General features: G+C 54.9%; 23 protein-coding genes. 1 reads left to right on the top strand and 22 read right to left on the bottom strand.

The window, feature by feature from the left end; all coding sequences use genetic code 11:
- Positions 1 to 39: 39 nt before the first annotated feature.
- The 20 genes from phoU to asnC form a co-directional block, all read right to left on the bottom strand.
- Positions 40 to 765 carry a phosphate signaling complex protein PhoU gene (phoU, locus tag ABLV54_RS14775; protein ID WP_004145007.1) on the bottom strand — a complete coding sequence of 242 codons (726 nt, stop codon included), beginning with the start codon at positions 763 to 765 and terminating at the stop codon, positions 40 to 42.
- Positions 766 to 815: 50 nt separating this feature from the next.
- A complete protein-coding gene (pstB, locus tag ABLV54_RS14770; protein WP_004145006.1) occupies positions 816 to 1,589 on the bottom strand; it encodes a phosphate ABC transporter ATP-binding protein PstB in 774 nt (257 codons plus the stop codon).
- 45 nt (positions 1,590 to 1,634) lie between these two features.
- Positions 1,635 to 2,525, bottom strand: coding sequence for a phosphate ABC transporter permease PstA (gene pstA / locus ABLV54_RS14765; RefSeq protein ID WP_023291470.1), 891 nt, complete (start codon positions 2,523 to 2,525; stop codon positions 1,635 to 1,637).
- On the bottom strand, positions 2,525 to 3,484 hold the full coding sequence (gene pstC / locus ABLV54_RS14760; RefSeq protein WP_004145004.1) for a phosphate ABC transporter permease PstC: 960 nt from the start codon (positions 3,482 to 3,484) through the stop codon (positions 2,525 to 2,527). Before pstC ends, pstA begins: the two co-directional genes overlap by 1 nt.
- A gap of 127 nt (positions 3,485 to 3,611) precedes the next feature.
- A complete protein-coding gene (gene pstS / locus ABLV54_RS14755; RefSeq protein ID WP_023291471.1) occupies positions 3,612 to 4,652 on the bottom strand; it encodes a phosphate ABC transporter substrate-binding protein PstS in 1,041 nt (346 codons plus the stop codon).
- Between the two features lie 339 nt (positions 4,653 to 4,991).
- Positions 4,992 to 6,821, bottom strand: coding sequence for a glutamine--fructose-6-phosphate transaminase (isomerizing) (glmS, locus tag ABLV54_RS14750; protein ID WP_023291472.1), 1,830 nt, complete (start codon positions 6,819 to 6,821; stop codon positions 4,992 to 4,994).
- Positions 6,822 to 7,007: 186 nt separating this feature from the next.
- Complete coding sequence (gene glmU / locus ABLV54_RS14745) at positions 7,008 to 8,378, bottom strand: bifunctional UDP-N-acetylglucosamine diphosphorylase/glucosamine-1-phosphate N-acetyltransferase GlmU (RefSeq protein WP_032454443.1); 1,371 nt, start codon at positions 8,376 to 8,378, stop codon at positions 7,008 to 7,010.
- A gap of 696 nt (positions 8,379 to 9,074) precedes the next feature.
- Positions 9,075 to 9,494, bottom strand: coding sequence for a F0F1 ATP synthase subunit epsilon (locus ABLV54_RS14740; RefSeq protein ID WP_004107274.1), 420 nt, complete (start codon positions 9,492 to 9,494; stop codon positions 9,075 to 9,077).
- A 20-nt stretch (positions 9,495 to 9,514) separates the two neighbouring features.
- Entirely contained in the window at positions 9,515 to 10,897 is a 1,383-nt protein-coding gene (atpD, locus tag ABLV54_RS14735) for a F0F1 ATP synthase subunit beta (protein WP_023291474.1), read from the bottom strand.
- 26 nt (positions 10,898 to 10,923) lie between these two features.
- Positions 10,924 to 11,787, bottom strand: a complete 864-nt coding sequence (gene atpG / locus ABLV54_RS14730) for a F0F1 ATP synthase subunit gamma (RefSeq protein ID WP_004144996.1) — start codon at positions 11,785 to 11,787, stop codon at positions 10,924 to 10,926.
- Positions 11,788 to 11,837: 50 nt separating this feature from the next.
- Positions 11,838 to 13,379 (bottom strand): F0F1 ATP synthase subunit alpha, encoded by a 1,542-nt coding sequence (atpA, locus tag ABLV54_RS14725; protein ID WP_004144995.1) that lies wholly within the window; start codon positions 13,377 to 13,379, stop codon positions 11,838 to 11,840.
- 12 nt (positions 13,380 to 13,391) lie between these two features.
- Positions 13,392 to 13,925, bottom strand: coding sequence for a F0F1 ATP synthase subunit delta (gene atpH, locus ABLV54_RS14720; protein ID WP_004202307.1), 534 nt, complete (start codon positions 13,923 to 13,925; stop codon positions 13,392 to 13,394).
- 14 nt (positions 13,926 to 13,939) lie between these two features.
- On the bottom strand, positions 13,940 to 14,410 hold the full coding sequence (gene atpF / locus ABLV54_RS14715) for a F0F1 ATP synthase subunit B (protein WP_004107293.1): 471 nt from the start codon (positions 14,408 to 14,410) through the stop codon (positions 13,940 to 13,942).
- Positions 14,411 to 14,460: 50 nt separating this feature from the next.
- Positions 14,461 to 14,700: a F0F1 ATP synthase subunit C gene (gene atpE, locus ABLV54_RS14710; RefSeq protein ID WP_000429386.1), complete on the bottom strand. Its 240-nt coding sequence runs from the start codon at positions 14,698 to 14,700 to the stop codon at positions 14,461 to 14,463.
- Positions 14,701 to 14,748: 48 nt separating this feature from the next.
- Complete coding sequence (gene atpB / locus ABLV54_RS14705) at positions 14,749 to 15,564, bottom strand: F0F1 ATP synthase subunit A (protein ID WP_023291475.1); 816 nt, start codon at positions 15,562 to 15,564, stop codon at positions 14,749 to 14,751.
- Positions 15,565 to 15,572: 8 nt separating this feature from the next.
- The gene (gene atpI, locus ABLV54_RS14700) at positions 15,573 to 15,953 is read right to left on the bottom strand and encodes a F0F1 ATP synthase subunit I (RefSeq protein ID WP_004202310.1); all 381 of its coding nucleotides are present in this window, start codon (positions 15,951 to 15,953) and stop codon (positions 15,573 to 15,575) included.
- Positions 15,954 to 16,569: 616 nt separating this feature from the next.
- A complete protein-coding gene (gene rsmG / locus ABLV54_RS14695; protein ID WP_050534293.1) occupies positions 16,570 to 17,193 on the bottom strand; it encodes a 16S rRNA (guanine(527)-N(7))-methyltransferase RsmG in 624 nt (207 codons plus the stop codon).
- Positions 17,194 to 17,308: 115 nt separating this feature from the next.
- Complete coding sequence (gene mnmG / locus ABLV54_RS14690; RefSeq protein ID WP_023291477.1) at positions 17,309 to 19,198, bottom strand: tRNA uridine-5-carboxymethylaminomethyl(34) synthesis enzyme MnmG; 1,890 nt, start codon at positions 19,196 to 19,198, stop codon at positions 17,309 to 17,311.
- Positions 19,199 to 19,579: 381 nt separating this feature from the next.
- Positions 19,580 to 20,020, bottom strand: a complete 441-nt coding sequence (gene mioC, locus ABLV54_RS14685) for an FMN-binding protein MioC (protein WP_017899651.1) — start codon at positions 20,018 to 20,020, stop codon at positions 19,580 to 19,582.
- A gap of 99 nt (positions 20,021 to 20,119) precedes the next feature.
- A complete protein-coding gene (gene asnC, locus ABLV54_RS14680; RefSeq protein WP_002882510.1) occupies positions 20,120 to 20,578 on the bottom strand; it encodes a transcriptional regulator AsnC in 459 nt (152 codons plus the stop codon).
- A 151-nt stretch (positions 20,579 to 20,729) separates the two neighbouring features.
- On the opposite strand from asnC, the gene asnA reads away from it, so the two are divergent.
- Positions 20,730 to 21,722 carry an aspartate--ammonia ligase gene (gene asnA / locus ABLV54_RS14675; RefSeq protein WP_023291478.1) on the top strand — a complete coding sequence of 331 codons (993 nt, stop codon included), beginning with the start codon at positions 20,730 to 20,732 and terminating at the stop codon, positions 21,720 to 21,722.
- A 3-nt stretch (positions 21,723 to 21,725) separates the two neighbouring features.
- On the opposite strand, the gene viaA is transcribed toward asnA, so the two are convergent.
- Together viaA and ravA are read right to left on the bottom strand one after the other, a co-directional pair.
- Positions 21,726 to 23,174, bottom strand: a complete 1,449-nt coding sequence (gene viaA, locus ABLV54_RS14670; RefSeq protein WP_032454444.1) for an ATPase RavA stimulator ViaA — start codon at positions 23,172 to 23,174, stop codon at positions 21,726 to 21,728.
- Positions 23,171 to 24,670: an ATPase RavA gene (ravA, locus tag ABLV54_RS14665; protein WP_050534295.1), complete on the bottom strand. Its 1,500-nt coding sequence runs from the start codon at positions 24,668 to 24,670 to the stop codon at positions 23,171 to 23,173. The genes viaA and ravA overlap by 4 nt, the downstream gene beginning before the upstream one ends.
- Between the last annotated feature and the right edge of the window lie 192 nt (positions 24,671 to 24,862).

Below are 24,862 nucleotides of genomic sequence, written 5' to 3'. Positions count from 1 at the left end.
TCTGATAAATCCATTTATCAGAATTAGACAAAATGATTATTACTCTTTCGGATCTTTCCCGGCGAGCAGTTTATCCAGTTCATCGCCGCCCACATGACGGAAATCCTGGCCTTTGACGAAGTAGAAAATATATTCGCAAATATTCTGGCAGCGGTCGCCGATACGTTCGATGGAGCGCGCGCAGAACAGCGCCGTCAGAACGCTGGGGATAGTGCGCGAGTCTTCCATCATGTAGGTCATCAGCTGACGCACGATGCCTTCATACTCCTGGTCGACTTTCTTGTCTTCGCGATAGATACGTACCGCCTCGTCGAGATCCATACGCGCGAAGGCATCCAGCACGTCATGCAGCATCTGCACCGTATGGCGGCCCAGCGATTCGAGGCTCACCAGCAGCGGCTGGTGCTGCTGGGAAAACTTCTCCAGCGCGGTACGGCAGATTTTATCCGCCACGTCGCCAATGCGTTCCAGCTCAGCGATGGTCTTGATGATCGCCATCACCAGGCGCAGGTCGCTGGCGGTCGGCTGGCGCTTGGCGATGATGCGCACGCAGGCTTCATCGATCGCCACTTCCATCATGTTGACCTGCTTGTCGCCGTCAATCACGCGTTTCGCCAGATCGCTGTCCTGGTTATGCATGGCGGTGATCGCATCAGAAAGCTGTTGCTCCACCAGCCCACCCATGGTCATCACCTGGGTGCGGATATACTCCAGTTCAGCGTTGAACTGGCCGGAAATATGTTTGTTAAGATTTAGGTTGTCCATGGTGTCTCCTGATTGCCCAACTGGTGAGAGCCTGAAAGCACAAGGGCAAATCAACCGTAGCGGCCAGTAATATAATCTTCAGTTTGTTTCTTCGCGGGCTTGGTGAACAGGTCATCCGTGTTGCTGAACTCAATCAGCTCGCCAAGATACATAAATGCCGTATGGTCGGAGCAACGCGCAGCCTGCTGCATGTTGTGAGTCACGATAACGACGGTGTAATCCTGCTTCAGCTCGGTGATCAGCTCCTCGATACGCCCGGTAGAGATCGGGTCCAGCGCTGAGCAAGGTTCATCAAGCAGCAGGACTTCCGGGCGGATCGCGATACCGCGGGCGATGCACAGGCGCTGCTGCTGACCGCCGGAGAGAGAATACCCGCTCTGGTGCAGTTTATCTTTGGTTTCATTCCATAATGCGGCTTTGGTCAACGCCCACTGCACGCGCTCATCCATATCGGCACGGGACAGCTTTTCAAACAGGCGCACGCCGAAAGCGATGTTGTCGTAAATGGACATCGGAAACGGCGTTGGCTTCTGGAATACCATGCCAACCTTGGCACGCAGCAGGGCGATATCCTGGGTGTTGGTCAGAATGTTGTCGCCATCCAGCAGGATCTCGCCTTCCGCGCGCTGCTCCGGATACAGTTCAAACATTTTGTTGAACGTACGCAGCAGGGTGGATTTACCACAGCCTGACGGACCGATAAACGCCGTCACCTGGTTTTTGGTGATATCCAGGTTGATGTTCTTCAGGGCATGGAATTTACCGTAGTAGAAGTTCAGGTTGCGAACTGAAATCTTACCCGGGGCTGTATTCACCATACTCATCTCAATCTCTTCCTCATTCAGCGCAGCTGTCGCTGCGCCGCAAAATTAACCGTGTTTCTTCTTGGCGAAGATAACGCGCGCCAGGATGTTCAGCAGCAAGACGCACAGGGTGATAATCAATACCCCGGCCCATGCCAGTTGCTGCCACTCCGCAAACGGACTCATGGCAAATTTGAAAATGGTCACCGGCAGGTTGGCAATCGGCTGCATCATGTCGGTGCTCCAGAACTGGTTGGACAGCGCGGTAAACAGCAGGGGCGCCGTTTCCCCGGCGATACGGGCGATAGCCAGCAGGATCCCGGTCATAATCCCCGAGACGGACGCTTTCAGGGTGATCGCCGAGATCATCTTCCACTTCGGCGTACCCAGCGCATAGGCCGCTTCACGCAGGCTATCCGGCACCAGTTTCAGCATGTTTTCGGTGGTACGAATAACGATAGGCACCTGCAGCAGCGCCAGGGCGATCACCCCCGCCCAGCCGGAGAAGTGCTGCATCTGCGCCACCACGATGGTGTAGACGAACAGACCAACCACGATAGACGGCGCGGAAAGCAGAATATCGTTAATAAAACGGATAATTTCCGCCAGCACCGACTTGCGGCCATACTCCGCCAGATAAATTCCAGCGAGGATACCCAGCGGCGTACCAAAGATAGTTGCCCACAGGATCAGCAGGCCGCTGCCGGCGAGGGCGTTGGCCAGACCGCCGCCCGCGGTATTCGGCGGCGGCGTCATTTCGGTAAACAGCGCCAGGCTCATGCCGTCGAAGCCGCGGGTTATCGTCGCCATCAGGATCCAGATAAGCCAGAACAAACCAAACGCCATGGTGGCCATCGACAGCGCCAGGGCGATACGGTTCTTCATGCGGCGTTTAGCCTGCATCTTGCGGCGAGACTCCGCCAGCTCGGCGGTGCTTTGCATTTCAATGGTCGCCATTAGCGTGCCCCCTCATTCTTCGCGAGGCGCATAATCATGAACTTCGACGCCGCCAGAACGATAAAGGTGATAACGAACAGGATCAGACCCAGTTCCATCAGCGCCGCCACGTGCAGACCGGTTTCGGCTTCGGCGAATTCGTTGGCCAGCGCGGAGGTAATGCTGTTCCCCGGCATATACAGCGATATGCTGTCGAGCTGGTAGGTATTGCCGATGATAAAGGTGACCGCCATGGTTTCACCCAGCGCGCGGCCCAGACCGAGCATCACGCCGCCGATCACCCCGTTCTTGGTGAACGGTAATACGATGCGCCAGATCACTTCCCAGGTGGTGCAGCCGATGCCATAGGCCGACTCTTTCATCATCACCGGCGTCTGTTCGAAAACATCACGCATTACCGCGGCGATATAAGGGATGATCATGATGGCCAGAATAACGCCAGCGGCGAGAATACCGATACCAAACGCCGGGCCAGCAAACAGCGCGCCGACGAACGGAATAGTCGACAGGACGTTACCGACAGGCTCCTGGAAGTAAGTCGCAAACAGCGGGGCGAAAATAAACAGGCCCCACATGCCGTACACGATACTCGGGATCGCGGCCAGCAGCTCAATCGCAATACCCAGCGGACGCTTGAGCCAGGCGGGGGACAGTTCCGTCAGAAACAGCGCGATGCCGAAGCTCACCGGTACGGCGATCAGCAGCGCGATAAAAGAGGTCACCAGGGTCCCGTAAATCGGCACCAGCGCGCCGAAGATTTCGTTGGGCGCATCCCACTCTTTGGTCCACAAAAAGGCAAAGCCAAACTTTTGAATGCTCGGCCAGGAAGAGATGATCAGGGAAACGATGATGCCGCCCAGCATCAATAGCACAATCAGCGCAGCCAGTTTTACCAGCGCACTGAAAATCATGTCACCCTTTTTCCCCGGAGGGGTAAATGCAGGCTTGGTTGCAGCCATAGATTACTCTTTACGTATTAAAGCTTGTTCGAATAAATGCCCGGTGGCGTTCGCTTCCGGGCCTACAGTCTGAACCGTAGGGCGGGCAGCGCTGAACGCCCCCGCCATCTTCGTCAAAAATCTACTGTTAGTACAGCGCTTTACCGCTGCTGTCTTTGACGTTGGTTTTCCATGCCGCACGAACCTGCTCAACCACGCTTTCCGGCAGCGATGCGTAATCCAGCGCATTCGCTTCTTTCCCGCCGTTTTTATACGCCCAGTCGAAGAACTTCAGCACTTCAGCGGTCTGCTCAGGCTTGTTAGTCGCCTTATGCACCAGAATGAAGGTGGTTGAGGTGATCGGCCATGCATTTTCACCCTTCTGGTTAGTCAGGTCCTGAGCGAAAGACTTGCTCCAGTCAACGCCTTTTGCGGCGTTAGCGAAGTTGTCTTCAGTCGGGCTAACCGGTTTGCCATCGGCAGAGACCAGTTTGGTGTACGCCAGATTGTTTTGTTTGGCGTAAGCGTATTCGACGTAACCAATCGAGCCCGGCAGACGCTGAACAAAGGCGGCGATACCGTCGTTGCCTTTACCGCCAAGACCGGTTGGCCAGTTAACGGTAGAGCCTGCGCCGATTTTCGATTTCCACTCTTCATTCACTTTGGACAGGTAGCTGGTGAAGACGAAGGAGGTACCGGAACCATCGGCGCGGCGAACCACGGCGATATTCTGCGACGGCAGCTTCAGACCCGGGTTGAGTTTAGCGATCGCTTCGTCATCCCATTTTTTAATTTTACCCAGATAGATATCGCCGAGGGTTTTGCCATCCAGCACCAGCTCGCCGGATTTCACGCCAGGCAGGTTAACCGCCAGCACCACGCCGCCAATCACGGTCGGGAACTGGAACAGACCTTCCTGGGTCAGTTTGTCATCAGCCAGCGGAGCATCAGAAGCACCGAAATCAACGGTGTTGGCAATAATCTGCTTAACGCCACCAGAGGAACCAATACCCTGGTAGTTCACTTTATTGCCGGTTTCTTTCTGATAGGTGTCAGCCCATTTGGCATACACCGGCGCAGGAAAAGTTGCACCTGCGCCAGTCAGGCTTGCTGCTGCGAAAGCAGAGAAAGCGCTCATCGATAAGGTCGCGGCGACAACTGTTGCGACGGTGGTACGCATAACGTTCATAATGTCTCCTGCTGGGATTCGTAAATCATTGTTTCGAGGCTATGGTGAGCAAAATAGGTCAAAGAGGTGACAGTAAAATGTACGAATTATGACAGTTTTATGACAGGCCGGGAGACGGGATTTTGCCTCAAATAATACGCTTATAACTCAAATGGTTACCTGCAAGCATGACCATACAATGACGGAATAATTTTCTTTTTATGACAGCCAAATCGCAGTGCAAAACGATCGTTTGTCGTCTATCGCCATCCCACATATTGCGCACAAGATCGGCGAAAAACAGCAGGTGAAAATAAAAAAGGGCCACCGCCGGCAGCCCTTTGCAAAAGAGGTAATACGTTACTCAACCGTGACCGATTTCGCCAGGTTACGCGGCTGATCAACGTCTGTGCCTTTGATCAGCGCAACGTGATAAGCCAGCAGCTGCAGCGGCACGGTGTAGAAGATGGGGGCGATGGTCTCTTCGACATGCGGCATCTCAATGATGTGCATGTTGTCGCTGCCGTTGAAGCCGGCGTCACCGTCGGCGAAGACGTACAGCTCACCGCCGCGGGCGCGAACTTCTTCGATGTTGGATTTCAGTTTTTCCAGCAGCTCGTTGTTCGGCGCCACCACGATCACCGGCATTTCCGCATCAATCAGCGCCAGCGGGCCGTGCTTCAGCTCGCCCGCCGCGTAGGCTTCCGCGTGAATGTAGGAGATCTCTTTCAGCTTCAGCGCCCCTTCCATGGCGATCGGATACTGATCGCCGCGGCCGAGGAACAGCGCATGGTGCTTATCAGAGAAACGCTCTGCCAGCTGCTCAATACGCTTGTCCTGAGAGAGCATCTGCTCGATACGACTCGGCAGCGCCTGCAGGCCGTGGACGATATCATGCTCAATGGACGCATCCTGACCTTTCAATCGCGCCAGTTTCGCCACCAGCATCAGCAGCACCGTCAGCTGAGTGGTAAAGGCCTTGGTCGAGGCCACGCCAATTTCCGTTCCGGCTTTGGTCATCAGCGCCAGATCGGATTCGCGCACCAGCGACGAGCCCGGCACGTTGCAGATAGCCAGCGAGCCGAGATAGCCCAGCTCTTTCGACAATCGCAGCGCCGCCAGCGTATCGGCAGTTTCACCGGACTGGGAAAGGGTGATCATCAGGCTGTTACGACGCACCGCGGACTTGCGATAGCGGAATTCGGAGGCGATTTCCACATCGCACGGCACGCCGGCTAACGCTTCAAACCAGTAGCGGGAGACCATCCCGGAGTTATAGGAGGTCCCGCAGGCAACAATCTGAATATGTTCGACCTGAGCCAGCATTTCATTGGCGTTCGGCCCCAGCTCGCTGAGATCGACTTCGCCGTGGCTGATACGCCCGGTCAGGGTGTTCTTAATCGCGTTCGGCTGTTCGAAAATCTCTTTCTGCATATAGTGGCGATAGATACCTTTATCGCCGGCGTCATACTGCAGATTGGATTCGATCTCCTGGCGCTTCACTTGCGCAGCGGATTTATCGAAAATCACTACCGAGCGACGAGTCACTTCCGCAATATCGCCCTCTTCGAGGAAGATGAAGCGGCGGGTAACCGGCAGCAGCGCCAGCTGGTCGGAGGCGATAAAGTTTTCACCCATGCCCAGACCGATAACCAGTGGGCTACCGGAGCGGGCCGCCAGCAGAGTTCCCGGGTCGCGGGTATCCATGATGACGGTGCCGTAGGCGCCGCGCAGCTGCGGGATGGCGCGCAGCACGGCTTCACGCAAGGTACCACCTTGTTCCAGCTCCCAGTGCACCAGATGGGCGATAACTTCGGTATCGGTCTCAGTGACGAAGACATAGCCGCGAGACTGCAGCAGTGCGCGCAGCGGCTCGTGGTTTTCAATGATCCCGTTATGGACCACCACAATGTGTTCAGAAACATGCGGATGCGCATTGCTCTCAGACGGTTCGCCGTGCGTCGCCCAACGAGTATGGGCGATCCCGGTACCACCGTGTAACGGTTGCTCTTCGACCGCCTGAGCCAGCATCTGTACCTTACCCAGGCGACGCACGCGGGTCATATGACCTTCGCTGTCGACTACCGCCAGACCGGCAGAGTCATAGCCACGGTATTCCAGACGACGTAAACCTTCGAGAAGGATTTCAGCAATATCACGCTGCGCGACTGCGCCAACAATTCCACACATAGTTAAATTTCCTGATAATGGCGATATGCCATGCGTTGTCGCTGACCTGTATTTGCCCGTTTTCCGGGCGCCCCGAGCCTTGTAGAGAGTGGGGTTATTGTTATGGTACTGCCTGCGGACGGGGATCTATATTGACCCTCTCATCCTGGTTCGCCGGGCGTTTTTCACCCCCGGCGACAATCCTGTTTATTTTTTCTTCACCGGACGCTGCCAGCCCTGTTTGTGGACCTGCGGTACGCGGCTCAACACCAGTTCGTTATCGGCGATATTGCGTGTGACGGTGGTGCCGGCGGCGATCGTGACGCCGTTGCCAACCGTGACCGGGGCCACCAGCTGGGTATCCGAGCCAACAAAAACATCATCGCCAATAATCGTTTTATGTTTATTCGCGCCATCATAGTTGCAGGTGATGGTGCCCGCGCCGATATTGACGTTATCACCGATCTCCGCATCGCCCAGATAGGTCAGATGACCCGCCTTGGAGCCTTTGCCAAGACGCGCCTTTTTCATTTCCACGAAGTTGCCAACGTGGGCGCCTTCCAGCAGTTCGGCGCCCGGGCGCAGACGGGCAAATGGGCCGATGGTGCAGGCCGCCTGCAGCTGGGCATCTTCCACCACGCTGTAGGGGCTGATTTCGCAATCATCGCCGATAGTGCTGTTTTTAATCACACAGCCGGCGCCGATTTTCACGCGATCGCCCAGCACGACGCGGCCTTGCAGAATAACGTTAGTATCGATCTCCACATCGCGCCCGTGCTGCAGCGTACCGCGCAGATCGAAACGCGCCGGATCGCGCAACATCACCCCCGCCAGCAGCAGCTTTTCCGCTTGCTCAGCCTGGTAGACGCGCTCCAGGCGCGCAAGCTGCAGGCGATTGTTGACGCCTTCGACTTCGCTCAGGCGCTGGGGATGCACGGCAACGATCTCGTGACCTTCCTGATGCGCCATGGCGATGATATCGGTGATGTAGTATTCGCCCTGGGCGTTGTTATTGGTGAGCTTCGCCAGCCAGCGCTTGAGATCTGCTCCGCCGGCGATCAGGATCCCGGTGTTAATTTCCTGAATCTGGCGCTGCGCCTCGCTGGCATCTTTGTGCTCAACGATGCCTGTCACCTGGCCATTCTCACGGGTAATGCGGCCATAGCCGGTTGGATCATCCAGCTTCACCGTCAGCAGACCAATCCCGCCCTGCGGTTTCGCGGCGCGCAGGCGCTGTAGCGTCTCGACGGAGATCAGCGGCACGTCGCCGTAGAGCATCAGGATGTCTTCATCATCATTGAAGAACGGCGCCGCCTGCTGCATGGCGTGCCCGGTTCCTAGCTGCTCGGCCTGCAGCACCCAGTTCAGGTTGTCTTCATGCAGCGTCTGACGCAGCAGATCGCCGCCGTGGCCGTACACCAGGTGTACCGCACATGCGCCTAAATCGTTAGCGGCATCAATGACATGCTGCACCATTGGCTTCCCGGCCAGGGTATGCAGCACCTTAGGAAGATCGGAATACATGCGGGTCCCTTTGCCTGCGGCAAGGATAACCACGCTCATCGCACTATTTGACATACTCATCCTGACGGTAGTTAGAACGAAAAGTAAAAGCCTTTCACGTTGAAATTTCTACATATTTTTCATCATAAAACGAGACGTGGAGAAAACGTCCAGGCTCACCGCTATACACCATTTTATGACGCTATTTTTAACCACTGCAAATCAGTTTAACGCTGAAAAAGGAGGGTAGGGAGGATAATCATTGACTATCTCACTGCTTTTGCTGTTTTTTCGTCACCTGAATAAAGCCGCTGCGGAAAGCGGTTTTCAGCACCCATAGCGGGAAGAACCAGGATAATCGTCGCCAGTCGCTGGCGGGGGGAGGGCGGCAAAGTGATTGATGTAGTGATTAAAAACGAAAGGCCACCGTCAGGTGACCTTCTTTGCCCGGTTTCACATCGCCAGTGTTGTCGTTTTGATGGGCGATACGTCGTGTCAGCGGGGGAGATAGCGCGGAGCTTAGAAGCTCAGGACGCTAAATTTAGCGATGATTTTATGGAACAGTTTCATGATGAATTCCTGACGCAGGTGCAATTTGATAACGCTCTTTTATGTGACATACATCACATAAAATAGAGTCTACGCTTCATCATTTAACTAATCAATAACAATTAAGGGTGAACTCTGTTTTCACTTCATCCGCTCGTCAGCAGCTGGCCATAAAAAAAGCCAGCCTGGAAACCAGACTGGCTTTTTACGTTCAAGCCGGTGTTACATCGCTTTTTTGGTCAACTCGATAACGCGCAGTTTAGCGATCGCTTTGGCCAGTTCCGCGGACGCCTGAGCGTAATCCACGTCACCATGAGAGCTCTTAATGTGCTCTTCAGCCTTACGTTTCGCTTCCAGGGCTCGCGCTTCGTCGAGATCCTGGCCACGAATTGCGGTATCCGCCAGGACGGTCGTGCTACCCGGCTGCACTTCAAGAATGCCGCCTGACAGGTAGATAAATTCTTCGTGACCGTGCTGCTTAACGATGCGAATCATACCAGGCTTAATGGCGGTGAGCAGCGGCGCGTGCCCCGGGTAAATACCCAGTTCACCTTCGCTACCCGTTACCTGGATTTTCTCGACCAGACCAGAGAACATTTGTTTCTCTGCGCTGACGACGTCCAGGTGGTAAGTCATTGCCATATCACCCTCCGATTAAGGCGTTAAAGTTTTTTGGCTTTTTCCACGGCTTCGTCGATAGAACCGACCATGTAGAACGCCTGCTCTGGCAGGTGATCGTATTCGCCTTCCATGATGCCTTTAAAGCCACGGATGGTGTCTTTCAGGGAGACGTATTTGCCCGGAGAACCGGTAAATACTTCTGCCACGAAGAACGGCTGGGACAGGAAGCGCTGGATCTTACGTGCGCGAGCTACCACCAGTTTATCTTCTTCAGACAGTTCATCCATACCCAGGATGGCGATAATGTCTTTCAGTTCCTGATAACGCTGCAGAATGGACTGAACGCCACGAGCGGTGTCGTAGTGCTCCTGACCAACAACCAGCGGATCCAGCTGACGGCTGGTGGAGTCCAGCGGGTCAACGGCCGGGTAGATACCCAGGGATGCGATCTGACGGCTCAGTACTACGGTTGCATCTAAGTGAGCAAAGGTAGTGGCTGGGGATGGGTCAGTTAAGTCATCCGCCGGTACGTATACCGCCTGTACGGAAGTGATAGAGCCGGTTTTGGTGGAGGTGATACGTTCCTGCAGAACGCCCATCTCTTCCGCCAGAGTCGGCTGGTAACCTACCGCTGAAGGCATACGACCCAGCAGTGCGGATACTTCAGTACCGGCCAGGGTGTAACGATAGATGTTATCGACGAACAGCAGAACGTCACGACCTTCGTCACGGAACTTCTCAGCCATGGTCAGGCCGGTCAGCGCAACGCGCAGACGGTTTCCCGGCGGCTCGTTCATCTGGCCATACACCAGGGATACTTTGTCGATAACGTTGGAGTCGGTCATTTCGTGGTAGAAGTCGTTACCCTCACGAGTACGTTCACCTACGCCCGCAAACACGGAGTAACCGGAGTGCTCGATCGCGATGTTACGGATCAGCTCCATCATGTTTACGGTTTTACCTACACCCGCGCCACCGAACAGACCGACTTTACCGCCCTTCGCGAACGGACACATCAGGTCGATAACTTTGATGCCGGTTTCCAGCAGTTCCTGAGAGCTGGACAGCTCTTCATAAGACGGTGCTGCGCGGTGGATAGCCCAACGCTCTTCTTCGCCGATGTCGCCTTTCATGTCGACCGGTTGACCCAGTACGTTCATGATACGACCCAGCGTAGCTTTACCAACCGGGACTTCGATCGGGTGCTCGAGGTCTTTTACATCCAGACCGCGGCGCAGACCATCGGAAGAACCCATGGCGATGGTACGCACGATACCGCCGCCCAGCTGCTGCTGAACTTCCAGCACCAGAACTTCATTACCATTCTGTACCTCAAGGGCTTCGTACACGCGTGGTACGGCATCCTGAGGGAACTCGACGTCGACCACGGCGCCGATTACCTGGACAATCTTTCCAGTAGCCATCTTAAATCCTCTACGAAATAACCTGGTTAAACCGCGGCGGCCCCCGAGACGATCTCGGTGAGTTCCTGAGTAATGCTGGCCTGACGAGCTTTGTTGTATACCAACTGCAGCTCTTTAATCAGGCTGCCGCCATTATCGGTCGCGGCTTTCATCGCCACCATACGGGCGGCCTGCTCGCTGGCCAGGTTTTCAACCACGCCCTGATAAACCTGAGACTCGACGTAGCGGCGCAGGAGGGTATCCAGCAGCGCTTTCGGATCGGGCTCATACAGGTAATCCCAGGATTTACGTTTCAGATCAGCGTCTTCTGATGCCGGTAACGGCAGCAGCTGAGTGATCGTCGGAACCTGAGACATGGTGTTAATAAATTTGTTGCTGACAACGTACAGCTTGTCCAGACGGCCTTCATCATAGGCCTGCAACATCACTTTTACCGGGCCGATCAGTTCGGACAGGGATGGGTTATCCCCCATACCGGTCACCTGTGCAACGACGTTGCCGCCAACGGAGTTAAAGAAAGAGACGCCCTTAGAGCCGATCATTGCGAGGTCGCACTGAACGCCTTTATCGGACCATGCTTTCATTTCCGCCAGCAGTTTCTTGAACAGGTTAATGTTCAAGCCGCCGCACAAACCACGGTCGGTCGACACCACCAGGTAGCCCACGCGCTTAACGTCGCGTTCTTCCAGGTAAGGGTGCTTATATTCCAGATTACCGTTCGCAAGGTGACCAATCACTTTGCGCATAGTATCTGCGTAAGGACGGCTGGCCGCCATGCGCTCCTGCGATTTACGCATTTTGGAAGCGGCGACCATCTCCATCGCTTTAGTGATCTTTTGCGTGTTCTGGACGCTTGCGATCTTACTACGTATCTCTTTTGCGCCGGCCATGAGCTTCTCCTCAATGCCTTGCGGCCTGCCCTAAGACAGACCGCCAGACGTTACCAGGACTGGGTTGCTTTGAAGGAATCGAGGATGCCTTTCAGCTTGCCTTCGATTTCGTCGTTATAGCCACCGGACTGGTTAATCTCTTGCATCAGCGGAGCGTGATCACGGTCGACGTAAGCCAGCAGAGCGGCTTCGAAGCTACCGATTTTCGCCAGTTCTACATCAGCCAGATAACCACGTTCTGCTGCGAACAGAACCAGAGACTGCTGCGCGACGGACATCGGCGCATACTGTTTCTGTTTCAGCAGTTCGGTCACTTTCTGACCGTGGTCCAGCTGTTTGCGGGTTGCATCGTCAAGGTCGGATGCAAACTGGGAGAACGCCGCCAGTTCACGATACTGCGCCAGCGCGGTACGGATACCACCGGACAGTTTCTTCATGATCTTGGTCTGCGCTGCACCACCCACACGGGATACCGAGATACCCGGGTTAACCGCAGGACGAATACCGGCGTTGAACAGGTTGGTTTCCAGGAAGATCTGACCATCGGTAATGGAGATTACGTTGGTCGGAACGAATGCGGAAACGTCACCCGCCTGGGTTTCGATAATCGGCAGCGCGGTCAGAGAACCGGTTTTCCCTTTCACTTCACCTTTGGTGAAGGCTTCAACGTATTCGGCGTTAACACGCGCAGCACGCTCCAGCAGACGAGAGTGGAGATAGAATACGTCGCCCGGGAACGCTTCACGTCCTGGCGGACGACGGAGCAGCAGGGAGATCTGACGATAAGCAACAGCCTGTTTAGACAGGTCATCGTAAACGATCAGCGCATCTTCACCGCGGTCGCGGAAGTATTCGCCCATTGCGCAACCCGCGTATGGCGCCAGGTATTGCAGTGCAGCAGATTCGGATGCAGTCGCTACCACCACGATGGTGTTAGCCAGCGCGCCGTGCTCTTCCAGTTTACGCACCACGTTAGAGATGGTGGACGCTTTCTGGCCGATAGCAACATAGACGCACTTGATGCCGGAATCACGCTGGTTGATGATGGCATCGATAGCCAGCGCAGTTTTACCGGTCTGACGGTCGCCGATGATCAGTTCACGCTGACCACGACCGATTGGGATCATGGCGTCAACGGATTTATAACCGGTCTGTACCGGCTGATCGACGGACTGACGTTCGATTACGCCCGGCGCGATCGCTTCAACGGCGGAGAAACCGTCGTTTTCCAGCGGACCTTTACCATCAATTGGCGCGCCCAGGGTGTTAACCACGCGGCCCAGCAGGCCACGGCCAACCGGAACTTCCAGGATACGGCCAGTACATTTCACCTTCATGCCTTCGGCGAGGTCAGCGTACGGACCCATCACCACCGCACCAACGGAGTCGCGCTCCAGGTTCAGTGCGATAGCGTAACGGTTACCCGGCAGGGAGATCATCTCACCCTGCATACATTCGGCAAGGCCGTGGATGCGGATAACACCGTCACTTACAGAAACAATAGTACCTTCGTTATGAGCTTCGCTCACAACATTGAACTGAGCAATGCGCTGCTTGATCAGTTCGCTGATTTCGGTGGAATTCAGTTGCATGCTCCAGTCCCCTTAAGACTGCAAGACGTCTGCAAGGCGATCAAGACGGCCGCGTACGCTGCCATCAATGACCATATCACCCGCACGGATGATAATACCTGCCATAACAGACTTATCGATTTTGCAATTCAGCTTAACTTTGCGTGACAGACGTTTTTCCATCGCGCTGACGATCCTGGCAAGCTGTTCATCACTCAGTTGGTTGGCAGATATGACTTCTACCTCTGCGATGGCCTCACTGGCCGCGCGCAGGTGAATGAATTGCTCAAGAACGTCCGGGAGCACCTTCAGACGATTATTTTCCGCCATCACCTTAATCAGGTTCTGGCCGTTTTCGTCAAGTTGCTCGCCGCAGATAGCGATAAACGCTTCTGAGAGCGTTTCCGGCGCCAAAGCACCGGAGAGAAGCTCTGCCATTTGGTCGTTTTTGGTCACTTCGGCGGCAAACGCCAGCATATCCTGCCAGCGTTCAACACTGTTGTGTTCGACGGCAAAGTCAAAAGCTGCTTTGGCGTAGGGGCGAGCTACCGTTACAAATTCAGACATCAGCCCCTCCCTCCTTACAGTTCAGCGACAAGTTTATCCACGATGTCGCTGTTAGCAGCTTCATCCACGGAACGTTCGATGATCTTCTCGGCGCCAGCAACAGCCAGGATAGCGACCTGCTTACGCAGCTCCTCGCGTGCACGTTTACGCTCAGCATCAATTTCAGCCTGCGCTTGTGCAACGATTTTGGTGCGTTCCTGTTCTGCTTCAGCTTTAGCTTCGTCCAGAATCTGAGAGCGGCGCTTGTTCGCCTGCTCAATGATTACCTGGGCTTCCGCTTTCGCTTTTTTCAGCTGGTCGGTCGCGTTGGCCTGTGCAAGGTCCAAATCTTTCTTAGCGCGTTCTGCAGAAGCTAAACCGTCAGAAATCTCTTTCTGGCGTTTTTCGATGGCAGCCATTAAAGGCGGCCATACGTACTTCATGCAGAACCATACGAAGATAACAAACGCGATGGCCTGGCCGAGGATTGTTGCGTTCATGTTCACAGCACAATACCTCTTTAATTAACTCTGTGGCTTAGGTTTCTAACAACTTACTACGCGACGGCGAACATCACGTACAGACCCAGACCTACAGCGATCATCGGGATAGCATCCACCAGACCCATAACGATAAAGAACTGAGTACGCAGCAGAGGGATCAGATCCGGCTGACGCGCTGCGCCTTCCAGGAATTTACCTCCGAGGATGCCGATACCGATCGCAGCACCGATTGCCGCCAGACCCATCATCACAGCGGCAGCCATGTACAGCAGATCCATATTCAGGTTTTCCATGACAGTCTCCAGTTTGTTTCAGTTAAAACGTAGTAGTGTTGGTAAAAATCAATGCTCTTCAGACGCCATCGACAGATAGACAATCGTCAGAACCATGAAGATGAAGGCTTGCAGCGTAATAATCAGGATGTGGAAAATGGCCCAAGGCACATTCAGAACCCACTGTGACCACCACGGCAGCAGACCAGCAATCAGAATGAAAATCAGCTCACCGGCATACATGTTGCCGAACAGTCGCAGACCGAGAGAGACCGGTTTGGACAGCAGGCTTACCCCTTCAAGGATTAAGTTGACAGGAATGAACGCCCAGTGATTGAACGGCTGCATGGTCAGTTCTTTAACGAACCCACCTACGCCTTTCATTTTGATGCTGTAGAAAATAATCAGGATGAACACGCCAAGCGCCATCGACAGGGTGATGTTCACGTCAGCAGACGGAACCACGCGCAGTGCAGGCAGGCCGAAAATGTGTTCGCCGATATAAGGAAGCAGGTCGATTGGCAGCAGGTCCATCAGGTTCATCAGGAAGACCCAGACGAACACGGTCAGCGCCAGCGGCGCGATAACCTTGCTCTTGCCATGGTACATGTCTTTGACGCTGCCATGGACGAAGCCGATGATCATTTCGATGAAGGTCTGGAATTTCCCTGGTACGCCGCTGGTCGCTTTCTTAGCAACGCTACGGAACATGGCCAGGAACAGCAGACCGAGAACCACCGAGAAGAACATGGAGTCAATGTTGAGCGTCCAGAAGGTGGCCGGGGGGTTGTGCGGATCCACCAGCGAGAAAGTACGCAGATCAATCTGAAGGTTGTTCAGATGGTGACCTATGTATTCCTGCGGCGTCATATTTTCTGAAGCCATGATGCCTTTTACCCTTTGTTGTTGATTACAGCTGGCGCCAGAACTTGTACCACCAGCACCAAAACCCACGTCACGATCAGTGGCAAAAATACCACTTTTAAAACGGCCAGCGCCACCGCCAGGAGGGCGAAGGTCAGCAACACCTTGAAGGCTTCACCGAAGGCGAAGGTCCAGGCCACACGGCCTTTTGCTGGTGTATGCGCCTGATGACGCCAGGCAAAAATCATAAACATCAGGTTTGGCAAAACCACTGCCAAACCGCCGCATACCGCGGAAATGCCCCAGAAGGGGTCTTTGAGGCTAAACAGCAGTCCACTTGCCATTACTGCCAGTAACTGAATAAACAGAAGCTTACGAGCAACGTTTCGACTCAAGAGCGACACTGACATCACGTTTTTACTCCTGCTCCCTTTGAGGTATGTCGCGTGTCGTATAAAACGTCCTTTAAGACGAAGAGTCAAGCATCAAAAAGCGGACAAATTATACGGTGACGCCCCGTGATTTCAAACAATAAGTAGCAAAATAGTGAATAAATGTTTAATTATTTTCCAACGGACAACTTTCCGTGCATTTCAGCGTTCTGTGAGCGGTCATACAAAACTGCAAATAACGTGGAAACACGGCAATTAAAGCGTGCATTAGATCACATAATAAACATTTCGAGCGCCCTTTAATGAATCAAGGACATAAAACACTATTTTTCATGTTTTTGATATTCAAGATAAAAAGTGAGGACATTATCTAAAACAACCCCACATACAATAAAAACCTTTTATTGACATTTATAATAAAAATTTAACATCACGATGCTGATCATCATTGTCGATTTTTAGCACCCTGATATTTTCAAAGTTGACTATTTTGTCAGTGAATCACTTACGCTAAGTTAACCGCAAGAAAAACCATAGTAAAAACATGGTTAAATGCAGCCCGATAATATCAGGAGGTGACCTTTATTTTTGTAACATTCATGGGCCACATTTTTTCCACATTTTTTGATAAAAATTAACTCGCTTTTGGCGTAATCACCACCAGGTGCCGCTCCCCTTCCAGCTGAGGAACATGCAGCTCAATGACCTCGGCTATGGCATACCCTTCCGGCAGGTTTTCCATTTCGTCTTTTTGCGCTAACCCTTTGAGCGCATAGAAGTGACCGTTCGCGGCCGGCAAATGATGGCACCAGCTCACCATATCATTAAGCGACGCGAAGGCGCGGCTTATCACGCCATCAAACGGCGGCTCGGCCGGGAAAGCTTCCACGCGGCTCTGCACCGGCGTGACGTTATCCAGCTTCAGTTCATGCTGCACCTGACGCAGGAAGCGCACGCGTTTGCCAAGGCTGTCCAGCAGGGTGAAATGCGACTCCGGGCGCACGATAGCCAACGGGATCCCCGGCAGCCCCGGTCCCGTACCGACATCGATAAAGCGCGAGCCCTGCAGATAAGGCGCGACGATGATGCTGTCGAGGATATGACGCACCAGCATCTCATTTGGATCGCGAACGGAGGTCAGGTTATAGGCTTTGTTCCACTTATCGAGCAGCCCGACGTAAGCCACCAGCTGATTTTTCTGGTGATCGGTGAGCGAAATACCCGCTTCATCCAGCAGACGAGAAAGTTTGTTGAGCACGGTAAGTACCTTCAAAAAATAATGAGCCCGGAGGCGCTAACGCTTACCGGGCCAGGAATAATAAAGGCGAAAGCTGATTATGCAAGTGGGAAATCAGCGCGGCAGGCTGCCGCAATCAGGCGCTGCGACGCAGCATCCCCTGCTTTTTCAACCAAACCAGCAAAATAGAGATCGCCGCCGGGGTGATCCCGGAAATACGTGACGCCTGCCCTATCGACGACGGTTTATGGTCGTTTAGTTTAGCGATCACTTCATTAGACAGTCCGGTGACCTGACGGTAGTCGAGTGTCGCCGGTAACAAGGTATTCTCGTTGCGCTGCTGTTTCTCGATCTCATCCTGCTGGCGCGCGATATAGCCTTCATACTTCACCTGGATCTCAACCTGCTCAGCCGCCTGCCGATCTTCCAGCCCCGGCGCGAACGGCGAGAGCTGAACCAGCTGCTCGTAGGTCATTTCCGGGCGACGCAGCAGATCTTCACCGCTGGCTTCGCGCGACAGCGGCGCGGTCAGGTGAGCGTTCACTTCGGTAGCGCTCTCAGCCTGCGGGTTCACCCAGGTCGATTTCAGGCGCTGGCGTTCGCGCTCAATGCTTTCCAGCTTCTCGTTGTAACGCGCCCAGCGTTCATCATCCACCAGACCCAGCTCACGCCCCTGCTCAGTCAGACGCAGGTCGGCGTTGTCTTCGCGCAGCATCAGACGATATTCAGCACGAGAGGTAAACATGCGGTACGGTTCTTTGGTACCCAGAGTACACAGGTCATCCACCAGCACGCCGAGGTACGCCTGATCGCGACGCGGCGCCCAGCCCTCTTTTTCCGCCGAGAAGCGAGCAGCGTTAAGACCGGCCAGCAGACCCTGAGCCGCCGCTTCTTCATAACCGGTAGTGCCGTTGATCTGACCGGCGAAGAACAGACCCTGAATGAATTTGCTCTCGAGCGTCGGTTTCAGATCGCGCGGGTCGAAGAAGTCGTACTCAATAGCGTAGCCAGGACGGACGATCCGCGCATTTTCCATCCCCTGCATGGAGCGGACGATTTGCATTTGCACATCGAACGGCAGGCTGGTGGAGATGCCGTTCGGATAAATTTCGTTTGAGGTCAGGCCTTCCGGTTCGAGGAAGATCTGATGCTGGTTGCGATCGGCAAAGCGCATGACTTTGTCTTCGATCGACGGGCAGTAGCGTGGACCGATCCCTTCGATCACCCCAGCGTACATGGGGCTGCGATCGAGGTTATTGCGGATCACGTCATGGGTTTTCTCGTTAGTGTGGGTGATGTAGCACGGCACCTGACGCGGATGCTGATCGGCAGATCCCATAAACGAGAAGACCGGCATCGGGTTATCGCCATGCTGTTGAGCCAACACGCTGAAATCGATGGTGCGCGCGTCAATGCGCGGCGGGGTCCCGGTTTTCAGTCGGCTTACGCGCAGCGGCAGTTCACGCAGACGACGAGACAGCGGGATCGACGGCGGATCGCCGGCGCGTCCGCCGCTGTAGTTATCCAGACCAATATGGATTTTGCCGTCAAGGAAGGTTCCGACGGTCAGCACCACCGCTTTGGCACGGAATTTGAGGCCCATCTGGGTGACTGCGCCTACGACGCGATCGTTTTCGACAATCAGATCTTCCACTGCCTGCTGGAAGATCATCAAATTCGGCTGGTTCTCCAGCGCAGTGCGTACCGCCTGACGGTACAGCACGCGGTCAGCCTGGGCGCGAGTGGCGCGCACCGCGGGGCCTTTGCTGGCGTTTAGTATCCTAAACTGGATGCCTGCCTGATCGATCGCTTTGGCCATCAGGCCGCCGAGCGCGTCCACTTCTTTTACCAGGTGTCCTTTCCCAATGCCGCCAATCGCCGGGTTGCAGCTCATCTGCCCCAGCGTGTCGATATTGTGTGTCAAAAGCAGGGTCTGTTGACCCATACGCGCTGCGGCCATTGCGGCCTCAGTGCCTGCGTGACCCCCGCCAATGATAATGACGTCAAAAGGATCCTGATAAAACATGGTGGTCTGCCTCGCATAACGCGGTTTGAAAATGGATTGAAGCCCGGGCCGTGGATTCTACTCGGCTTTGGTCTTTTGAGAAAGACTCCGGGATCCTGAGTATTAAAAAGAAGATCTTTATATAGAGATCTGTTCTATTGTGATCTCTTATTAGGATCGACTCTCTTTGTGGATAAGTCGGATCCGCGAAGTAAGATCAAAAGCTTAAGAAGGATCACTATCTGTGAATGATCGGTGATCCTGGTCCGTATAAGCTGGGATCAGAATGAAGGGTTATGCACAGCTCAAAAACCGTACTGCGGTTATTCTTTGGATAACTACCGGTTGATCCAAGCTTTTAAGCATGGTTATCCACAGAAGAACGGACGATCTTTACAATTCTCAGAGCAAATTTTTCCAGGATCCCAGCCAAATTTCCGCCGGATCCTCGGGAATTTCATGTTCCAGCACGTTGATCTTCAGGGTCTCGCCGATCTGTTTTGCCCCGCAGGCCTTCAGCGCCGCTTCTAATTTATCGATCGCGCCGCAAAAAGTGTCGTATTCGCGGCTGCCGATCCCGATGGCGCCAAAGCGCACGGCGGAAAGATCGGCCTGCTGCGCCAGCAGCGCGTCATAGAAGGGAACCAGGTTGTCGGGAATGTCGCCGGCGCCATGGGTGGAAGAGATAACTAACCAGATCCCCTGCGCCTGCAGATCGTCCACCAGCGGGCCGTGCTGGATTTCAGTGCTGTAGCCTGCTTCTTCCAGCTTTTCCGCCAGATGCTCCGCTACGTATTCCGCACTGCCCAGGGTGCTGCCGCTGATAAGTGTAATGTCTGCCATAGATCGCCGATCGCCCGCTCAACTGTTCAGAGTGGCGTATTGTACGCTGTGAGCGAGCTGGGATCTACCTGTGGAAAAATGTGGGATTAAAAAAAACGATCAGGGCTTAATGGTGCGCATGATCGGGTTCTGCAGCACGATCAGGGTCTCGGTGGACTGAATTTCATCAATTGTTTGGATCTTGTTGATAAGTACCTGCTGCAGGGCATCGATGGATTTACACATCACCTTAATAAAGATGCTGTAGTGGCCGGTGGTGTAGTAAGCCTCGGTGACCTCCTCCAGGCTTTCCAGGCGGGCGAGGGCGGAGGGATAGTCTTTGGCGCTCTTGAGAATAATGCCGATGAAGCAGCCGACGTCGTAGCCCAGCTGTTTGGGGCTGACGTCAATGCGCGCGCCGGTAATGATGCCCGCCTGTTTCATCTTTTCGACGCGTACATGAATAGTGCCGGGGCTGACGCTGAACTGTTTGGCCAGTTCGGCATAGGCGGTACGGGCGTTGGCCATTAGCGCATCGAGAATGCCGCGGTCCAGATTGTCGATCTGATAATTTTCCATATCTTTTTCTTATGAAGTTTGAGGGTTCTTACTATTTTAGCGCCATATTTTGATGAATTAAAAGTTGATGAGCCTTTTTATTGATTGATTATTGTATTGGTGGCCTTTTTTGTTGCTTAATCAATGGCAACAGGACGCAGGAGTCATAAAAATGAAAACCGCATATATCGCAAAACAACGCCAGATCAGTTTCGTTAAATCCCACTTTTCCCGTCAGCTGGAAGAGAAGCTTGGCCTGATTGAAGTCCAGGCGCCAATCTTAAGCCGCGTGGGCGATGGGACGCAGGATAACTTGTCCGGCTGTGAGAAAGCGGTTCAGGTGAAAGTGAAAACACTGCCCGACGCCCAGTTCGAAGTGGTGCATTCGCTGGCGAAGTGGAAGCGTCAAACCCTGGGACAACACGACTTCAGCGCGGGCGAAGGGCTGTACACGCACATGAAGGCCCTTCGCCCCGATGAAGACCGTCTGACGCCGATCCATTCCGTCTATGTCGACCAGTGGGACTGGGAGCGGGTGATGGGGGATGAAGAGCGCCACGTCGGCACGCTGAAGGCGACCGTCGAAGCGATTTACGCCGGGATCAAAGCCACCGAGCTGGCGGTCAGCCAGGAATTTGGCCTGACGCCGTTCCTGCCGGAACAGATCCACTTTGTTCACAGCCAGGCGCTGCTGAGTCGCTATCCGGATCTTGATGCCAAGGGCCGCGAGCGAGCGATTGCTAAAGAGCTGGGCGCCGTCTTCTTAATCGGCATCGGCGGCAAACTCTCTGATGGCAAGCGCCATGATGTACGTGCGCCGGACTATGATGACTGGAGCACTGAGGTTTCTGAAGGCTTTGCCGGACTGAACGGCGATATCCTGGTGTGGAACCCCGTGCTGGAAGATGCGTTCGAGATCTCCTCAATGGGGATCCGCGTTGACGCCGCGGCGCTGAAACGCCAGCTGGCGCTGACCGGCGATGAAGATCGCCTGAAACTGGAGTGGCACCAGGCGCTGCTGCGCGGCGAGATGCCGCAGACTATCGGCGGCGGCATTGGCCAGTCTCGGCTGACGATGCTGTTGCTGCAGCTCGACCATATCGGCCAGGTGCAGTGCGGCGTATGGCCGGCACAGGTTCGCGAAAGCGTTTCCGCGCTGCTGTAACGATTAGCGCCGCCAGCGTCGCAGCAGGCGGCTACGCAACCCGGTATCAAAGCGCCAGATATGATCGAAGATGCGCATGATGCCGGGTTTGCCGTGTACCGACATCGCCACCGCGTGAAAACGGTGCTGATGCTTTCGCTGTAACTCCCCCACCTGAGCAATCACCTCATCCGGCAACCGCTGGGCAATAAAGTCGGAGATCACCACGGCATCCGCATCCACCCACTGCGGGTTTTGCAGACGTTCAATAATGGCGCGAAAACAGCTGGCCAGATCGGTGCCGCCGCGAAAGCGCTGGCTCAGAAAGCGGATCGCCTGCTCCAGGCCGCCCTCGCAGGTCAGTTCGTAGTGCACCACTTCGCTGGAGAACAGCATAATAAAGCAGCGGCGGTTATCCGCTAGCGCGACGCGCATCAGGGCCAGACAAAAGGCTTTGGCGCACTGCTCGTTAAAACCGCCCATCGATCCTGACGTATCGACGCAGACAATAAAGGGCCCGCGCGGCTGTTCATCAAAATCCTGCCGCGTCACCGGGCGTTCGGTGATTTTTTCGCGCCAGGCGTCGCCGTGCAGCCGGTAAGTCAGGAGCTGTTTCTCCACCAGCTTGCGATAAAATTCAAACTCCAGCTCCGTGATGCCGAGCGTCGCCAGCTCCGGCGGCAGCAGGCGCAGAATGTCATCGCTCTGCTGGAGGCCGTCGACCTGTTCCGGCACCGTCGCTGGCTCGCGCACCAGGCTACGGAAGGTCTCCATCGGCGCGTCTTTCTTCGGCACGGATTTCGCTTCCCGTGAGCGCCCCAGCTGTTCCGCCAGCTGCAGTAGCTCCGGCTGCTGGTTAAGAAAATCGCCATAGCGCACGATCAGCTGATAGTCGCCACGTTTGAGTTCGCCGGCGCTCATATCCCACAGGCGTCCGGCGGCGGTGTCATTCTCAGCCAGCACCGGATCGAGCTGACCGCTGAGCGTCATTCGTTCCTGGACCTCGCTGAGCAACTGATCGCGCTCCTCATCCAGCAGCTGCTGGTTAAGGCTGGTGGCTTGCACCACCAGGCTCAGGCGCCAGCGCTGTAAAAACAGCGTATGCAGCGCCGGGGTAAAGGTCGCATTGTCGTCCACCAGCTTCTGCGCCTGGGCGGCAAAAGGGGACTGGAGCTGGTGTAGCTTGCCGAGGATCTGCGGCAGCTGGACGATAAACTGCGAGGTAGAGAGCAGCTGAGCCTGCTGATAGGTTTGCACCTCGGCGTCCAGATCCGGCGGGACGTTAACCTCTTTTAAGCGGGCGCGAACGGCTTCCCGCCAGCGCGGAATATCCGCCGCGATGATGTTTTTCAGGCGGGGAAATTTCTCAAAGAAAACCGCCAGCTGCGGAGAGGCCAGCAGCGCCAGCAGCATCTCCTCGATCATTCCCTCTTCGCTGACTGCCAGCATGACATTCAGCATATCGAGCGTCATGGCTGCTTCGCCTGTTTAATCTGCGCGCCGACGTCCTGCAGGCTGGCTTCGATTCTTCCCAGCCACTCGACCGGGATAAACAGGCACTTCTGCTGCTCGCTGAAGCGGTTATGTTGCTGGTGCCACTCATCGTCCAGCGCCTCCAGCTGCTGGCGAATTTCCGCCGGCATGTTTTCCTGCGACGCGCTGCCGGGCAGCGAGAGGCGTGAGCCCTGCAGGCTGACGTCGCGAACAACCAGATGCTGGCTGGTATCGACATCCATATTGAGCAGTTGGGCAAAGCCGATCCCGTTGAGCTTGCCGCGGATTTCGCCGCCCTTTTCCAGCCAACTGGCTAACGCCTCGCGCTCAAAAGTAATGTGGATCACTTCCATATCGTGGAGTTTGAGCGGCTGCTGCAGCAGCAGGGTCAGGCTGGTCCCCTGGATCTCCGCCGGCAGCTCATAGTGCGGCTTGCGGCTAAACATGCCGCCAAGGCGGGTGACCTTTAGCGCCGTTTTGTCACTTTGCTGCTGTTGGATCTGAATGCGTCGCTGCACAATCGCCCCGAGCCGCGTCAGCATCGCCTGCTGCTGCCAGGCGTGGCAGGTCATCAGCGTTTCCAACTGCTGCGACATCAGGTTCATGCTCTCGACGTTGTGCCACAGACAATCTTTCAGCAGGATAAGATCTATCGGCGCGATGCTGTCGCGGCCGCTGAAGAAGGCGCTGGCCTGCAGCAGGCGAATAGCCTTTTTCCAGCGGCGATCCGAAACGTATGGCGCGTTTGGCAGGGCATCCAGCTGCTGGCGCAGCTGGAATATCAGCTCAAACACCGCGTCCGGCAGTTTGATATTGCCGATCTGCTGCTGCCATTGCGTAAACTCTTCATCGCTAACCTGCAGCGCGCTGGGCACCGGATTGCTGTTTTCATCCTGCTGGCTGACCAGCATCGAACGGAAATTACCTTTATCCTGTACTTTATCGAGCCACAGACGGATCAGCATTCGGTCATACAGCGCTTCCAGGCTGCTGTCGGCTTCGGGCAGTTCGTTCGAGGCGGCCACCAGCAGGCGCATCGGGATTTTCTCTTCGTGAGCGCCGTTGCGGAAGTGACGTTCGTTAATCGCCGTCAGCAGGGTGTTGAGGATAGCCGGCCCCGCTTTCCATATTTCATCGAGGAACACGATTTCTGCTTCCGGCAGGTAACCGGCGGTTAAACGCTCGTAGCGGCCTTCATCTTTCAGCGCCTGAATGGACAGCGGGCCAAAAACCTCTTCCGGGGTGGAAAAGCGGGTCATCAGGTATTCAAAAGCGCGCGCCTGCTGGAAGGCGAACTTGAGGCGGCGGGCAATCAGGCTTTTGGCGATCCCCGGCGGACCGAGCAAAAATACGCTCTCGCCGCTGAGCGCCGCCAGCAGGCACAGGCGTATCGCGTGGCTGCGTTCAAAGAGTCCTTTTTCGAGTGCCGCGCTGAGTCGGGAAATTCTTTCAGCCAGTAAATGTGTTTGAGCCATAATTGAGTTGCGTGCTTTGTCATGTATCGTTATTGGGACGAGTATAGATGTTAGAGCAGGGGCGGTAATAGCCTGAAGAATCGATTTATTTTTTTTGAGCCAGGTTAATATGGTGTCTGTTAGGGGTACGATTTCACAAATAATCGTGCATACTGTGCGCTTTTTGTGGGCCAAGGGACTAGGCACACATTT

Origin of the sequence: Klebsiella sp. JB_Kp042 (assembly GCF_040065275.1) — a bacterium.
GTDB classification, from domain to species: domain Bacteria; phylum Pseudomonadota; class Gammaproteobacteria; order Enterobacterales; family Enterobacteriaceae; genus Klebsiella; species Klebsiella quasipneumoniae.
This window is presented reverse-complemented; position numbering and strand designations above follow the sequence as displayed.

Bases quoted from the DNA above. Each gene is read 5' to 3' on its own strand.
- ABLV54_RS14740 (WP_004107274.1), bottom strand. From the start codon at position 9,494: ATGGCAATGACTTACCACCTGGACGTCGTCAGCGCAGAGAAACAAATG.
- pstC (WP_004145004.1), bottom strand. From the start codon at position 3,484: ATGGCTGCAACCAAGCCTGCATTTACCCCTCCGGGGAAAAAGGGTGAC.
- viaA (WP_032454444.1), bottom strand. From the start codon at position 23,174: ATGACGCTCGATATGCTGAATGTCATGCTGGCAGTCAGCGAAGAGGGA.
- atpG (WP_004144996.1), bottom strand. From the start codon at position 11,787: ATGGCCGGCGCAAAAGAGATACGTAGTAAGATCGCAAGCGTCCAGAAC.
- atpH (WP_004202307.1), bottom strand. From the start codon at position 13,925: ATGTCTGAATTTGTAACGGTAGCTCGCCCCTACGCCAAAGCAGCTTTT.
- phoU (WP_004145007.1), bottom strand. From the start codon at position 765: ATGGACAACCTAAATCTTAACAAACATATTTCCGGCCAGTTCAACGCT.
- ravA (WP_050534295.1), bottom strand. From the start codon at position 24,670: ATGGCTCAAACACATTTACTGGCTGAAAGAATTTCCCGACTCAGCGCG.
- asnA (WP_023291478.1), top strand. From the start codon at position 20,730: ATGAAAACCGCATATATCGCAAAACAACGCCAGATCAGTTTCGTTAAA.
- pstS (WP_023291471.1), bottom strand. From the start codon at position 4,652: ATGAACGTTATGCGTACCACCGTCGCAACAGTTGTCGCCGCGACCTTA.
- mnmG (WP_023291477.1), bottom strand. From the start codon at position 19,198: ATGTTTTATCAGGATCCTTTTGACGTCATTATCATTGGCGGGGGTCAC.
- atpD (WP_023291474.1), bottom strand. From the start codon at position 10,897: ATGGCTACTGGAAAGATTGTCCAGGTAATCGGCGCCGTGGTCGACGTC.
- pstB (WP_004145006.1), bottom strand. From the start codon at position 1,589: ATGAGTATGGTGAATACAGCCCCGGGTAAGATTTCAGTTCGCAACCTG.
- glmU (WP_032454443.1), bottom strand. From the start codon at position 8,378: ATGTCAAATAGTGCGATGAGCGTGGTTATCCTTGCCGCAGGCAAAGGG.
- glmS (WP_023291472.1), bottom strand. From the start codon at position 6,821: ATGTGTGGAATTGTTGGCGCAGTCGCGCAGCGTGATATTGCTGAAATC.
- atpA (WP_004144995.1), bottom strand. From the start codon at position 13,379: ATGCAACTGAATTCCACCGAAATCAGCGAACTGATCAAGCAGCGCATT.
- atpE (WP_000429386.1), bottom strand. From the start codon at position 14,700: ATGGAAAACCTGAATATGGATCTGCTGTACATGGCTGCCGCTGTGATG.
- atpI (WP_004202310.1), bottom strand. From the start codon at position 15,953: ATGTCAGTGTCGCTCTTGAGTCGAAACGTTGCTCGTAAGCTTCTGTTT.
- pstA (WP_023291470.1), bottom strand. From the start codon at position 2,525: ATGGCGACCATTGAAATGCAAAGCACCGCCGAGCTGGCGGAGTCTCGC.
- mioC (WP_017899651.1), bottom strand. From the start codon at position 20,020: ATGGCAGACATTACACTTATCAGCGGCAGCACCCTGGGCAGTGCGGAA.
- asnC (WP_002882510.1), bottom strand. From the start codon at position 20,578: ATGGAAAATTATCAGATCGACAATCTGGACCGCGGCATTCTCGATGCG.
- atpB (WP_023291475.1), bottom strand. From the start codon at position 15,564: ATGGCTTCAGAAAATATGACGCCGCAGGAATACATAGGTCACCATCTG.